The organism is Pseudomonas sp. B10(2017), from assembly GCF_002113295.1.
Lineage (GTDB): Bacteria > Pseudomonadota > Gammaproteobacteria > Pseudomonadales > Pseudomonadaceae > Aquipseudomonas > Aquipseudomonas pudica.
Genome location: NZ_NEJU01000002.1, coordinates 434662 through 448565 on the forward strand (window position 1 = coordinate 434662; position 13904 = coordinate 448565).

At 60.7% G+C, this 13904-nt stretch carries 10 protein-coding genes and 1 pseudogene; 8 read left to right on the top strand and 3 right to left on the bottom strand.

All coding sequences use genetic code 11. The annotated features are described in order from the left end of the window. Window positions 1–6: 6 nt before the first annotated feature. From tssM to vasI, 3 genes and pseudogenes are all read right to left on the bottom strand, one after another. Window positions 7–3615, bottom strand: coding sequence for a type VI secretion system membrane subunit TssM (tssM, locus tag CAF92_RS04585; protein WP_085599488.1), 3609 nt, complete (start codon window positions 3613–3615; stop codon window positions 7–9). Further along, window positions 3612–5080: pseudogene (gene tssA / locus CAF92_RS04590) on the bottom strand (type VI secretion system protein TssA). Before tssA ends, tssM begins: the two are co-directional and overlap by 4 nt. Beyond that, window positions 5068–5700, bottom strand: a complete 633-nt coding sequence (gene vasI, locus CAF92_RS04595) for a type VI secretion system-associated protein VasI (RefSeq protein ID WP_173015128.1) — start codon at window positions 5698–5700, stop codon at window positions 5068–5070. The pseudogene tssA and the gene vasI overlap by 13 nt, the downstream one beginning before the upstream one ends. Before the next feature lie 299 nt (window positions 5701–5999). On the opposite strand from vasI, the gene tssB reads away from it, so the two are divergent. From tssB to tssK, 8 genes are read left to right on the top strand one after another with little or no spacing between them, the layout of a single operon-like run. Continuing rightward, complete coding sequence (tssB, locus tag CAF92_RS04600) at window positions 6000–6503, top strand: type VI secretion system contractile sheath small subunit (protein ID WP_085599492.1); 504 nt, start codon at window positions 6000–6002, stop codon at window positions 6501–6503. Window positions 6504–6520: 17 nt separating this feature from the next. Next, the gene (gene tssC, locus CAF92_RS04605; protein ID WP_085599494.1) at window positions 6521–8011 is read left to right on the top strand and encodes a type VI secretion system contractile sheath large subunit; all 1491 of its coding nucleotides are present in this window, start codon (window positions 6521–6523) and stop codon (window positions 8009–8011) included. Then, a complete protein-coding gene (gene tssE / locus CAF92_RS04610; RefSeq protein WP_085599496.1) occupies window positions 8008–8418 on the top strand; it encodes a type VI secretion system baseplate subunit TssE in 411 nt (136 codons plus the stop codon). The genes tssC and tssE overlap by 4 nt, the downstream gene beginning before the upstream one ends. 3 nt (window positions 8419–8421) lie before the next feature. After that, entirely contained in the window at window positions 8422–10188 is a 1767-nt protein-coding gene (gene tssF / locus CAF92_RS04615; RefSeq protein WP_085599498.1) for a type VI secretion system baseplate subunit TssF, read from the top strand. Next, window positions 10152–11168: a type VI secretion system baseplate subunit TssG gene (gene tssG, locus CAF92_RS04620; RefSeq protein WP_085599500.1), complete on the top strand. Its 1017-nt coding sequence runs from the start codon at window positions 10152–10154 to the stop codon at window positions 11166–11168. The genes tssF and tssG overlap by 37 nt, the downstream gene beginning before the upstream one ends. After that, the gene (locus CAF92_RS04625; RefSeq protein WP_085599502.1) at window positions 11165–11722 is read left to right on the top strand and encodes an FHA domain-containing protein; all 558 of its coding nucleotides are present in this window, start codon (window positions 11165–11167) and stop codon (window positions 11720–11722) included. Before tssG ends, CAF92_RS04625 begins: the two co-directional genes overlap by 4 nt. Next, window positions 11719–12513, top strand: coding sequence for a type VI secretion system lipoprotein TssJ (gene tssJ / locus CAF92_RS04630; RefSeq protein ID WP_085599504.1), 795 nt, complete (start codon window positions 11719–11721; stop codon window positions 12511–12513). Before CAF92_RS04625 ends, tssJ begins: the two co-directional genes overlap by 4 nt. 52 nt (window positions 12514–12565) lie before the next feature. Further along, on the top strand, window positions 12566–13903 hold the full coding sequence (gene tssK, locus CAF92_RS04635) for a type VI secretion system baseplate subunit TssK (protein ID WP_085599506.1): 1338 nt from the start codon (window positions 12566–12568) through the stop codon (window positions 13901–13903). Window position 13904: the final 1 nt, after the last annotated feature.

Sequence of the window (13904 nt, forward strand, 5' to 3'; positions counted from 1 at the left end):
CAACCCTCACAAGCCGGCCTGCGTGGTCGGCCCCAGCTTGGGCGACTTCTGCAACAACCCTCGTGGCAACTGGAAACCTTTGAAAGGCTCTTGCGTGATAGGGTTGAAGGCTTTCTGCGCGTTAAGCCTGTAGCGCATCACGCCATCGCCGGCCCTGAAGCTCAGGTCCACGCTGGTCGCCGTGCGACCGTTGAGCGAACCACGGCTGAGCAAGCGGAACATCGACCAGGGGCCACGGTACTCAAGGCTGCTGCTGTTTCCGTTCTGCCGGAGCAAGGTCAGGTTACTGCGCACCTGCTGCCCCAAGGTATTGGGCCAGACGATACCGGTGATCTGGCTTGGGCCATGGGTGTAGGGAATCAGTTGACCGTCCAGGTCCAGCAAGCTTGTACGCTGGTTGGCACTCAGGCCCAACGGCTCGATGCTGAACTGCACACTCAGGTTGCCGCGCTGATCGAAAAAGGTCTCACGGATACGATCTGCCCGCTCCAGTTGTTCGAGCACATCACTGCGGATCAGTGACTGCCCATGCTGACCGGCCTGCAACGCTTCGAGGTTATCTTTCAGGAAGACCCTCAGGTATTGATCATGAAATTGCTGCAGCCGCCCCTTCGGCCCGAAGAAGGCTTCAAAGTCGTCCAGCGAAGCGTCGGGAGCTTTCACGACGAAGGGGTAGCGCCCTGCCAGGCGTTGCTGGAAGAAGCTGTAAACCTCGGCGTCCCAGCGTCGCTCCAATTCGCGCAGGGCTTCGACATTCAGCACTTGTGCTGTTTGATCGGCCATTTTTCTGACCTGGTGGTTGATCGGTTCCGGTAAGCCGGTGGCCACCCTCTGCAGGGTGCCGATGGGGTCTTGCCCGGTCATCGAGAATCGCTGATGCACGGCCTGGAGTGCGGCCTTGCCTCGGTCCGGGCTGTCCTGAACCGCTTTGGCATAGTCGTGCACGGCCGCGATGGCACCAAGCGTCTCATCGTAGTAGCTGGGTTTCTCACCGGTTGCCTGCAGCATGGCACTCAGCCCGGCAAAGGCCCGCTGAATCGCCCAGGCTTGTTGTTGATCAGGCCTGCCACTTGTTGGTCGCACCTCTTCGACCTCTCCAGGCGCCTGAGCGCCAAAGGCTGATAAAAGCGAAGTGTTGTCCCTCACTGTGTCCAACAACCGATGCAGGGGTGCTGCTGGCCCGGTCAACTGCTCCAGGATCGCGACACCATGATCCAGGTCGCGGAAGTCGGCCACCGAGAAGGCGTTCAAGGCACGACGCCAACTGTCAATGAAATCGGCGCTGTACAGGTTCCGTAGCCGTTCGCCCAGCGCCTCCCGGTCGGCATCCGAGTAATCGAGCTGGTCGCGCTCTCCCAGTGCCCACTGGTCGATCATCGCCATATCTGCAAAGCGCTGGCTACGGGGCTCGAAGTACTCTTTGAAGCCCTTGGCGGTGAGCATTGGTGCTATCAGGACACCATCGCCCTGCTTGAGGCCGGGAGAGGCCTGATACACCACATCGAACGCTGGCCCCACCTGATGACGCAGGTCCAGGCCAGCATTCAACTGCTCGCCAGCCTGCTGTTTCAGGCTCGCGTAGACCCGCTCTGGCAACGGTACCTTGCGCAGCACCTGCTGCACCTGCGCCATACGCTGGCTGTACTGCGGAAGTTCGGTATCGGCATAGGCCAAGGCATACTTCAGGTGCCGCATGAGGTCGCGTTGCAATTGCCCCTGCCCGGGGAACTTCTGTTGCCACTGCCGGGCCATCCAGTCCTCGACCCATTCGGGGCGGCGGCTCTGGCGGTCCTCCAGCATTCGATAAACCCGAAGTGCAGCCATCTGCTGTTCGCTGCCCGGCGGCGCGGCGTCCATGGCATCAATCACACCGCTGGCCAAGGCTGGCAGGAAACGCCTGGAGAGCAGGCTCAGGTAGGCCTCATCGACGCGTGGGCCAATGGCGCGCCCCTGATACAAGCCAAGGTCGGAAACACCCGGCCACGCGGCACGATAGTTGCCAAACACCGACACGGCATCGCGTATCTGGTCCAGCGGCTCCAGCAGGTTGCGCCCGGTGGGGTCCAGACGCTGGTCCACTTCGTGATGACTGTACTCTCTACTCTTGGCAAGCACGTTGGCGGCCTTGGCGCCATTGATGTCAAAGTAGCGTTGCCAACTGGCGATAGCGACACAGAAGGCCAGCACGCCTACTGCAGAACCAACCCAGAGCAACCGACGTTTGTTGCGCGCTACCTTGATGTTGTCCCCGGCAAGGCCGGCCTCCTGGTAGATGACTCGCCGGAAGGCGTGCTGAATGAAGTAGACCAGCGCCTGCCCCTGCGCCTTGCCTTCACGCAGCGGAAACTCGGTCTTGTACGGCTGTGCCGCCTCACGCACGAACGCATTGAGCATGTCGCCCTGCTGCAAGACCGAAGACCAGTACACGCCACGTACCAAGGCAGGCGTGGTGAAGCGGTCACTTGCGAGGGTTTCCTTCAGGAAATCCAGCAGTATCGGACGCAGCCCGATCAACTGGGCATGCAACGAGAACAAGCGAACACGTAATGGCGCACCGCCCAATACATCGAGCCGATCCACTACCTGTTCAAACAATTGACTGATCAGCCGGTCGTAATGATCGCCATATTCATCCAGCCAGGCATCGAACGTGCCGACCGCATCCAGTTTGAAAGTGAAGCCCAGCATGTTTTCCCGCATGGCGGCGGGAAGCCCGGCGTACAGCTGATCGAAACCGTCCAGCAGATCGAATTTGGCCAGGACCACATACAGCGGCAGGCGCGAGCCCGACTGACTGCTCACTTCATACAGACGCGTGCGCAGCACATGTGCCAAGGCGACACGTTGCTCAGGCGTGCCATGCAATAGCGCAGGCAGGTCAACGACCAACAGCAAGCCGTTGAGTGCCCTCTGGCTTCGGTTACGCACCAACCAGCCCAGCATGTGTTCCCACAACCTGGCCGAGGTTGCGGGTGGTGCTTTCGACGTGTCCGACTCCTCGGCTGATGAACCTGCCAACGACTCCTGGCGGACGAAAGCGCCCGGTGGGTCGATGATCACCGCATCGTTACTGACCCACCAGCCTATCGGATAAGCCAGCACCTGCGCTTGCCTGCCTCGCGCTTGTGCCTTGTCGATGCGGGTCAGGGAAAAACTCTGTTCGGTACGGTCGATGAAACTGGTCTTGCCGGCCTGCTGGTCCCCCACCACCAGATACCACGGCAGTCGGTACAAGGCACGCCTGCCACCCGCATTGTCCAGATAGCGTGCCAGCCCTTGGTCCAAGGCTTTCTCTTGTGCCTGGACGAACGGCAACACGTTGTCCAGTTCAGCTTCCACCGCCTGCTTGCGTTCGGCCTGCAAACGGCGAAAACGCCTGCGCAGCACCACAAGCCAGCAGAGTAGCGGCACCAATACAAGCGTCAGGCTGGCCAAACCGCGATGCGCCACGCTAGCCAGCGGCTGCTGCTCGTGCCAGACCCATTGCGGGCCAAGCCACCAGATTGCAACCAGCATCAATGCGGCCCCCAGCCCGAGCAGCAGCGGCATGGCCAGGCCGATACGGACCACCAAGGGCAAGCCCCAACGTTTAAGATGCTTCCACAGTTGATTCATCGTGACTCCCGTTCCTTGTTCCAATCAACCCGCGAGGGACAGTGCACGCGTGCTGCTGAAGGCGTTGAAACACCTCAGGCTCCCAGGCGCTGGCGGTGCTTTCCTGCATCGTTCGGGCAACGCCTGCGCACAAGTCCTGGGCCAACCAGGACACGCCCCGAGCAGCCAGCAGATCAGCCGCGATCATGGTGGTATGGCAGCGCTCACGCAGGCTGCGGAAGTCCACCTGCATGCCCTGCAGCCTGAGCAACACCGCTTCTACGCCGCTCGTTTCCAGTTGGCAGGCCAGTTCCTCTCGCAACGTGGCGAATTCCTGAGAGGCTGCGCCCGAATCGGATTGCCCTTGCGCCCCCCTGAGCCACGCCAGGCATTGGTCATCGACAAATACCTTGCCGTCGCTGAAGCACAACTGCTGCAGCGCGGGCATGCGCTGCACGAACCGCGCGGTCGCAGCGCGAATGGCCTCAGCTACCTCGCCCATCGCCAGCCGCGTGGCAGCACTCGCTGCCAGAAAACTGCCGCGAATCCAGTAGGGGCAAGCCGTCACGCTCTTTTCGATCCGCTGGAGCAGTGCCGCGTCGATTGCAGTAGCGGCAATGGCATCTTCATAGTCACCGGCAATGTCCTGCGGCACCGCCATCAGCTCCGTGCGGTTGCCTTGCCTGGTTTGAGGCGGCGCCTGGATGTGTGCCCACAAGCCGAACCGACGCAACTGGTAGCCAGCAGGATCGTACGGGTCCTGTTGATTGATCAGCTCGGCCATGGTCAGCATGGCCCTTCGTGATTCCCGCTCGTTGCCCAACGACACACGGGGAGTCGGCGTGGCGATGACCTCGGCCAGTGGCGCAGCCTTGATGCCCTTTGCAGGGGGCTTGTCTGTGGCAGGCTCGGCACGGCCGTTTGAAAGTTCCGTGTGCTTGCGTAGCAGGCGCTCCAGTTCGCCAAGGGCCGCTTCATCGAGCTGCGCTGCTTCCCGCTGCTGGTGCAGACGTTGCAGCGCGCCCTGAGCCGCCGCGGCGTGCGCGGGGCTGAACGTGAAGCGGTCCAGGCGCGGCAACGCCACGAGCAGACGATTGAGCATCAGGCCAACCAGCTTGCGCTTGCCGAGGAACCCTTTGGGGCCCGGTTTCGGGTATGCACTTTCCCAATAGGCTTCGACCATGCCGGCCAGCAGTGCGAGGGTAAAAACCCAGCGCTCCCAGCATTGGCTGCGCAGCCAGGCGACACCGAGATGGGCGACGATGCGCAGGTGCTTGCACTCCTGGCCCAGGTACTGGCGGGACGCTTCTTCGATATACGCCCAGTCGATGGACGGCTCCTGCAACCCACCCAGCTTGACCATTTCCTGGTCGATGGCCTGGTAGGTTTCGTTCTCCACGTCGAACAGCCCGGCAGGGTTCTGCGCGTCGATGGGGGCAAGCAACCGGGCAACTTCCTCTGCGGTGACCTCTGCTACCAGCGACATGCCTTGCGCGCCTCATCGATGAGTGGGTCCAGCCCCTGAGCGTCGAAAACCAGCCCATCGACGGCCGGGTTGTCGCTCTCGACCTGAATGCGATGGGCCCCGATCAGTGGCTTGATCTGCTCGATGCCCGGCAATCCCCTGCCAGCGTCAAGCACCTGACCGTTTTCCGTCACCTGCCAGGGTGTAGCGAGAGTGGAGCCACGCTCCCCCTGCAATCGCACCATCACCCGACCGGCATCGATGGGTTGTGCGGTAACCAGTTGCAACCTGGAAATGTTCTGCACACAACTGATCACCAGGTAGGGGTACGGTGCGACCGCAGCGATTGCGGGGGCTGAGATCATCAGCCCGTCATCCCCTTTTTCGAGGCGAAACGTCAGCTCCTCCGGCGGCCGCCCCGCCTCATGGGTCATCACACGACGCAGCGTGGGCGAATCCTGCTCCGGCGCGGACCATTGCAGTTTCGTCACATGCGCCGGCGTGCCAGCGGCCTGGTCGAAACAAGCCAGACGCTCGACGTTGGAAACGATCCGCGGGCAGTCCCTGGTCTGGCTTGCCAAACTTGGCGCCAGGGAGAGCAACATCGAAAGCCCAACGCCATATGCATAGCGGACAATCATTGGTTTCACTCACTCATCAAATATGGCAACAGCGCTATCCGACTGATCAGTCACGTTTCTACAGTAGTCATCAAACATAACTACCGGATAGTGGAGCATCGAAACGAAACAAAGGCTAGTACAGACAAAACAATATTCACAACCAAATATTTCCTTACACTTTCACGCTCGACGCACAATATTTTTTCGGTGCATGGTTTTTTACACACACATAGCGAGAAGCCAACTACGTTTAAATTTAAACACAACTTTGTAGGATGCTTCCTACATATATCAAAACTTCACGAAGGCTGACACCCATGAATAAACGCTCGGGCTCCGTTGCACCCAAAGAACGCATAAACATCAAGTACGTACCGGCCACCGACGGCGAACAAGCCGAGGTGGAGCTGCCACACAAGATGTTGGTACTAGGCGATTTCGGCCTGGATGATGCCCGCGCGCTGGAAGACCGTTCGATCATGCGAATCGACAAACACAGTTTCAACGATGTGTTGAGCGACGCCGATGTCAGCCTCGCCATGTCAGTGCCATCCATGCTCAGCACTGCCCCCGACGCAGAGCTGGCGGTCAACCTGCAGTTCAAGTCCATCAACGATTTCGGGCCAGACAGCATCGCCCGCCAGGTACCGGAGCTGAACAAGCTGCTGGAGCTCCGCGAGGCATTGGTCGCGCTGAAAGGCCCGCTGGGCAATGTGCCCACTTTCCGCAAGCAACTGCAGCACCTGCTGAATAACGAACAGGCGCGCAAACAACTGGCAGAAGAACTTGACCTGGTGCTCGAGGCGCCAAAAGAAGACTGAGACAACGGAGCGTCCCCATGCCAAAGCAAAACAGTACGACCGTCGCGGTTGAAACAACAACCGAAACACTGAGCAACGCCACCCTGCTCGATCAGATCATGGCAGAAACCAGGCTGGTGCCTACTCAAGAGGGCTATCAAGTCGCTCGCCAGGGTGTATCTGCTTTTATCGCCGAAATCCTTAAAAGCCATGACCCTGATCAACTCATCAACAAACATCGCGTCGACCAGATGATCGCTGAACTGGATCGGGTGCTCAGCAAGCAGATGGATGCCATCCTGCATCAACCCGAGTTCCAGCAACTTGAATCCGCGTGGCGCAGCCTCAAACTCTTGGTCGACCGAACCGACTTCCGCGAGAACATCAAGCTTGAAGTCTTGCATGTCAGCAAAGATGACTTGCTCGATGACTTCGAGAATGCAGCCGACATCACTTGCAGCGGCATTTATAAACATGTTTACACCGCAGGCTATGGTCAATTTGGTGGTGAACCCGTTGCAGCGATGGTTGGCAACTACAGCTTCGGCCCATCTTCTCCCGATATAAAACTGCTGAGTTACATGGCCTCGGTCGGTGCCATGGCACACGCACCTTTTCTCGCTGCGCCCTCTCCTGAGTTCTTCAACCTGAGCAGCTTTGAAGAGCTGCCCAATCTGAAGGAGATCAAGGACATTTTCGCCGGCCCACGGCATGCCAAGTGGCGTGCGTTTCGTGAAAGCGAGGATGCCCGTCATACCGGGCTGACCGGGCCGCGTTTCATGCTGCGCTCTGCCTATCACCCGCAAGAAAACCCGGTCCAGAGCTTCACCTACGACGAGGACATCGCCGGGCGGCACGACAACTATCTGTGGGGCAACTCCGCCTTCCTGCTGGCCAGCTGCATCAATGACAGCTTTGCCCGCTACCGCTGGTGCCCGAACATCATCGGCCCGCAGTCGGGTGGTGCCGTCGAGGACCTGCCGGTGCACCTGTACGAGTCCCTGGGTCAGCTGCAGGCCAAGATTCCGACCGAGGTCCTGATTTCCGACCGCAAGGAGTTCGAACTGGCCGAAGAAGGCTTCATTGCCCTCACCATGCGCAAGGACAGCGACAACGCCGCGTTCTTCTCGGCCAACTCGGTACAAAAACCGAAGAACTTCCCCAAGACCCCGGAAGGCCTGCAAGCGCAAACCAACTACAAGCTCGGCACCCAGTTGCCCTACCTGTTCATCGTCAACCGGCTGGCCCACTACATCAAAGTGCTGCAGCGCGAGCAGATCGGTAGCTGGAAAGAGCGCAAGGACCTTGAGTCCGAACTGAACAAATGGATCAGGCAGTACGTTGCCGACCAGGAGAACCCGTCAGCCGATGTGCGCAGCCGTCGCCCGTTGCGTGCTGCAAAGGTTGAGGTGTCGGACGTTGCCGGTGATCCGGGTTGGTATCAGGTCTCGCTCGCCGTGCGCCCGCACTTCAAGTACATGGGGGCGAATTTCGAGATCTCCCTGGTAGGTCGGCTTGATACCCAATGAGTGGTTTTTTCGACCGTTTGGTGACAGATCAACACGCAAACCGGGTGCCCTCCAGGCAAGAGAACGCTACCCAGAAGTTCGCCGCCATCAAGCGCCACCTGGAAACGCTGCTCAATGCTCGCCAGGGTTGCTCGCAAAGCAGCCCTGAACTGGGCCTGAGTGACTTCAACGGGCACGACGCAAGCAGTGGCGACCTCCTGAAACAGGTGAGCGCGGACATCCGCCGCACCATTCAGCGCTTTGAGCCGCGTGTGCACGTGCGCGCGCTCAAGGCCGTACCCGATTGCCATGCCCCGCTGGAACTGCATTTCAGGCTGGACTGCCACGTGCAGGTCAACAACCACACGGAGCAGTTGCAACTGGAACTACTGGTCAATGGCCATAACCGCCACACCCGAGTGAGGTGACCTATGTCACTCAAGGATCGATTCAGCGAAGAGTTGCGTTACCTATATGAACTGGGGAACGACTTCGCCCAGGACAACCCACAACTTGCCCGCCTGCTAGGCAAGGGTGGCAGCGACCCGGATGTCGAGCGCCTGATGGAAGCCTTTGCGTTCCTCACGGCCAAACTGCGGCTCAAGCTGGAGGACGACCTGCCCGAGCTGACGCACCCCATGCTGCAGTTGCTGTGGCCCAACTACCTGCGGCCGCTGCCGAGCGCCACGATCATCCAGTTCACGCCGCGCAAGCAAGCGCTCAGCCAGTCGCAAACCATCGCCAAAGGCTCGCGGTTGTTTTCCAGCCCCGTGGATGGAGTGCCCTGCGAATTCCGCACCTGCACGGCAGTGGACATTCACCCGTTCGAGATCGAGTCGGTAAGCGCTACCCAGACACTTGACAGTTCGGTGGTTCGCATCGACCTGCAAAGCTTGGTCGAGCGACCGTTGAACACCCTGGGCTGCGCCAGCTTCGACTTTCATCTGAGTGGTGATACCCAAACTGCCCGCACGCTGTACCTGTGGATCGCTCAATACCTCAAGCACGTCTCGGTGACAGTCAATGGTGAGGTACGCCGGCTGCCGGCCAGCAGCATCGTCTTCCCGGGTTTCAGCACGGACGAAGCACTGCTGCCATACCCACAGAACGTCTTTGACGGTTACCGGATCCTGCAGGAGTACTTCATATTTCCCGAGCGTTTTCACTTCGTCAGCATGACCGGCCTGGAGAAAGTCTGGCCTGATCAAGCGGCTCAGCGTGTCGGCCTCGAATTTCACTTCACCCGGCAGTTACCTGATTCGCTGCGGGTCGGCAAAACAGACTTCAGCCTGTTCTGCGTCCCGGCAGTGAACCTGTTCGAGCACAGCGCCGAGCCCATCGACCTGTCCAGCCGGCCCGCCCAGGTCGAGCTTGTGCCCAGAGGCAAGGAGCGGCACGCCTATGAAATCTTCAGTGTCGATCGGGTCATCAGCACCCGCACCACGACTGACGGGAGTACCGGCGAACACCTGAGAACCTTCCGCCCCTTCGAGTCCTTCGCCCATGAGATCGAGCATGTGCAGGGGCGTACAGCGTTGTACTACCGCTACACACTCGAGGACTCCCTGCGCGGCGATGGCGTCACCCATCGCATCGCTTTCGTGCGCGCCGATGCCAACGCCTACATCGGCGAACTGGAAACAGCGTCCATCGACCTGACCTGCACCAACCGCGACCTGCCGCTGGCGTTGGGTATCGATGACATCAACGTGCTCACCGAGATCACGCCGCCTCTGGCCACCTATACCAACATCCGTACACCCACCCGCCCGTACAGGCCGGTGCTGGACGGCCAGTTGCAATGGGCCCTGATTTCCAACATGTCGCTCAACTACCTGTCGCTGCTCTCGGCCGAGCCGCTCAAAGCGGTCATCCGCGCTTACGACTTCGCGGCCTTGCACGACATCCAGCAGACACGCACCACCCGCAAACGCCTCGATGGCATCCGCGAAGTGCAAACGGAACCGCTGGACTGGCTGATCAAGGGCCAGCCCATTCGTGGCTTGCGCACGCGGCTGAAGCTGGATCAAAGCGCATTCCTCTGCGAAGGCGACCTGTACCTGTTCGGTTGCGTGCTCGCGCACTTCTTCGCCCTGTACGCCAGCATCAATTCCTTCCACCAACTGGAAGTGATCAACACCACCAACAACGAGCACTACACATGGCCAATCCAGACCGGCAAACAACCGCTGATCTAGCCGACAAGCTGTTGGCCGAAGCACACCAGTACAACTTTTTCCAGTTGCTGGAGCGCCTGCACGGCTTGCACGGGGATGACCTGGAACCACGCTGGCCAGACCAGGCCACCCGGCTGAGGGTGCGGCTTGCCAGCGACCCACGGCTGAGTTTCCCGGTTTCCGACGTGTACAAGGTCGAACGCATGCCCGGGGAAGCTGACCGCTATCGCGTGTGCACCACCTTCATGGGTTTGCATGGCACCGACTCGCCGTTGCCCACCTATTACCTGGAGCAGGTGGCATACGAGCATGCACAGGGCATCGGCGTGCGGCCGGCGTTCTTCGATTTCTTCAACCACTACCTGCTCAGCCTGCTGCATCGCATCTGGCGCAAATATCGCTATTACATCCGCTTTCAGCCGGGAGCTACCGATGGGTTCTCCCAGTACATCTTTGCCCTGCTCGGGTTGAATGACAGGCAGTTGCGCGGGGACACGGCACTGCCGTGGAGCCGGCTGCTCAGTTTCGCCGGCGTCATTGCCAGCCGCAGCCGTGCGCCAGGCACGGTCGCCGGCATCATTGCCCATTGCTTCGACTTGAAGCAGGTACAGATTCGCGAGTTCGAAACCCGCTCGGTCCCCACAGCCGCCAAGCAACTGGTCAGCCTTGGCAGAAGCAACGGTGAGCTGGGCAGTACTTTCATGGTGGGCAGCCGCACGCGAACACGCAGCAGCAAGTTCACCATCGTGATCAGCGAACTCGACCCTGCACAGTTGCGCGACCTGCTGCCCAGCGGCATCAACTTCGGCCGGTTACGGGCATTGATCGACTTTCTGCTGCGTGATGGCCTGGCCTATGACCTGGAGCTGCGCCTGAAGCAGAACGCACTGCCTCCCTTCTGCCTGCACCGCAGCCTGGGTGCCTACCTGGGCTGGACCAGCTTCGTCGATGACCGTCACGGCCAGAGCAGCCCTGTCGTGCGGTTCCGGGGGCGCTCATGAGCACTTTGACCTTGAGCATCACCAACCTGGATCAGTTGCAGCACAACGTCACTGCCCGACATCAGTTCGACCGCGCAGGCGGCACCATCGGCAGCGCGAAAGCTACCTGGCAGATCAACGATCGTGAGCAGACCATTGCACCGATCCATTGCGAGATCCGCTGGATCGAGGGCAGCTTCTGCATCATCGATCGCTGCCAGCGTACCTACCTGAACGACAGCCCCCACAGCCTGGGGTCGCTTACCGCCAGGCGGCTGCTCGAGGGTGACCAGTTGCGCATTGGCGCCTATCGACTGAAGGCCCAGCTTTCGCAGGCCGATGCACGCTCACTGGAGGACCTGTTCAGCCCTGAACAACGAACCCTCGATCACTGGTTGCTGGCTGTTCCACCCAAGACTTGCCATGCCGCTGCAGCCGCTCCCCAGGCTGTCGCAGACATCTGCTCGGCATTCGAACCGGGCATGGGCAACGACCCATTGGCGGCACTGGACACAGAGGCAGCACCAGCGCAGCAGAGCCCACTGGAACGTTTGATTGCAGGAGACCGCCCATGATGCGTCCAACATTCATGGCCGGCCTGCTGACGGCGTTGATCGGGCTCTCGGGTTGCACGTCCCTGAGCAAGATTGGCCAGGTGGTGATGGACCCCTCATTACCCGTCGGACCGCCCGGGGAGCACCCCACCCAGGTCGCGTTCAGCATCAACGCCAGCCCAACGCTCAATGGCAACCCGAACAGCCTTGAGGTGGCGCCCGAGCTCGGGCCGGTTGTGGAGCCCAGCCCTTACGCGGTCAGCCTGAGTGCAGGCGACCCCTACGTGCTGACCGAGAAAGTCGGGGCCCTGTTCGAGTACCTGCTGGAACAATTCCCAGCCATGTCGCCCGTCGATTCGCCAGTTGACGATGGCGAGGATCCGGCGCGCTCCCCCATGGAAGAAAGTACCCCGGGTAGCTACGACGACCCTACCGTGGTGCTGACCTTGCCGCGCACCACCACCATGGCCGCCGAGCCCGTCGCTACGCCCATGGCCGTGAAGATCCTGCAACTGCGCGACGACTCTCTCTTGCGCAACAGTGTTTACGAATTGCTGGACAAGGACCCTGCCGAGGCGCTGCGCAGCACCTACATACGCGATGACGATTACCTGCTGCGCCCTGGGCAGTTCAAGTTCATCCCCTTTGCGCCCATCGAGCCCGAAACGCGCTTCGTCGCGGTGATCGCCGACTACCGGAACCAGGAAAACGCCACCTGGAGCCAAGTGCTGCGCATTCCGCCCCGCGGGCACCAGATCATCCTGTCGGTGTTGCTCAACGACACGCAGCTCCTGCTCAAGGAGGAAGACTGATGGCGCCTGTAACGCTGCCCTTCCCGCTCAATCACGCTGACACGGAGCGCTCATGAGTTCACGTAACCCCGTCTTGTGGCCTGAAGGCCTGTTCGTCAAACCGCAGCACTTCCAGCAAGCTGCCCGTGCCGCCGAAGCGGCTTTGCATCAACGTCTTGGCAGCCTGAACGCCGCCTTCTATGGCTTCAGCGAGCTGCAGTTGAACGATGAGTACCTGAGCCTGGGCAAGGTCGCCATCACCCGTGCGCGGGGCATCATGCCGGACGGCACGGTGTTCGATATACCTGCAGACATGCCACCACCGCCACCGCTGGAAATCGAGGACGACGGCGCGAAAGACAGCGAGATCTACCTGTGCCTGCCGCTGCGCACCGAAGGTGGCCGTGAGGTGAGCTGGCCCGATAACCCCGCCAACTTCCGTTACAGCGCCCAGGCCCAGGAAATCAAGGACACGCACAGCGCCGACGGTGACCTGGTGCAGATTGACCTGGCGGTACCCAACCTGCAGCTCAAACGCAAGGCCGACGACAGCAGCGCCTACACCCGCCTGGCCGTGACGCGCATTCTGGAACGGCGCCCCGATGGCAGCCTGCAACTGGATGAAGGCTTCTATCCCACCAGCGTTTCAGTGCGCGCCGTACCCGCGCTGCAACGGTATCTGGAAGAAATCACCAACTCCCTGCGCGAACGTGCGCGCAACCTCGCCGCCCGCATTGGCGCCTCAGGGCAGTCCGGCATCGCCGACATTCGCGACTTCAACCTGCTGCAGGCCATGAACCGCTGGTGGCCATGCTTCCAGCATCTGGCCAGGCAAGGGCAGACCCATCCCGAACAGTTGTACCTGTGCATGAGCCAGGCCTGTGGCGAGTTCGTGACGTTTACCGACGAGAGCCGGCTGCCGCAGGAATACCCCGCCTATCACCATACCGCGCTACGCACCTCCTTCAAGCCGCTGGAGGACACGCTACGCCGGGCACTGAGCACGGTGCTGCAACCCCGCGCCGTTTCGCTGCCGCTGGAGACGCTGGAGTACGGCTTGCTGACAACCACGCTGGAGGATCGCCGCCTGATCGACGAGGCCGACTTCATTCTGGCAGTGCGAGCCCACATGCCGCCTCAGACATTGCGTCGGATGTTCGTGCAGAAGGCAAAGGTCGTCTCCCTGGAGTCGTTGAACGAGGTAGTGCCGCTGCAGCTGCCAGGTATTCCGCTGGTGCCGCTGCCCGTGGCTCCTCGGGATCTGCCCTTCCATGCAGGCTTCACCTACTTCGAGCTGGACCGTCGCTCCCCGGCTTGGGCGGGCATGGAGGCCTCCAGTGGCTTCGGTATCCACGTCGCGGGGGAATTCCCGGGGTTGGAACTTCAGTTCTGGGCGATCAGGAGTGAATGAA

Coding starts and splice junctions, on each gene's coding strand:
- tssM (WP_085599488.1), bottom strand. CDS start 3,615: ATGAATCAACTGTGGAAGCATCTTAAACGTTGGGGCTTGCCCTTGGTG.
- vasI (WP_173015128.1), bottom strand. CDS start 5,700: ATGATTGTCCGCTATGCATATGGCGTTGGGCTTTCGATGTTGCTCTCC.
- tssB (WP_085599492.1), top strand. CDS start 6,000: ATGAATAAACGCTCGGGCTCCGTTGCACCCAAAGAACGCATAAACATC.
- tssC (WP_085599494.1), top strand. CDS start 6,521: ATGCCAAAGCAAAACAGTACGACCGTCGCGGTTGAAACAACAACCGAA.
- tssE (WP_085599496.1), top strand. CDS start 8,008: ATGAGTGGTTTTTTCGACCGTTTGGTGACAGATCAACACGCAAACCGG.
- tssF (WP_085599498.1), top strand. CDS start 8,422: ATGTCACTCAAGGATCGATTCAGCGAAGAGTTGCGTTACCTATATGAA.
- tssG (WP_085599500.1), top strand. CDS start 10,152: ATGGCCAATCCAGACCGGCAAACAACCGCTGATCTAGCCGACAAGCTG.
- CAF92_RS04625 (WP_085599502.1), top strand. CDS start 11,165: ATGAGCACTTTGACCTTGAGCATCACCAACCTGGATCAGTTGCAGCAC.
- tssJ (WP_085599504.1), top strand. CDS start 11,719: ATGATGCGTCCAACATTCATGGCCGGCCTGCTGACGGCGTTGATCGGG.
- tssK (WP_085599506.1), top strand. CDS start 12,566: ATGAGTTCACGTAACCCCGTCTTGTGGCCTGAAGGCCTGTTCGTCAAA.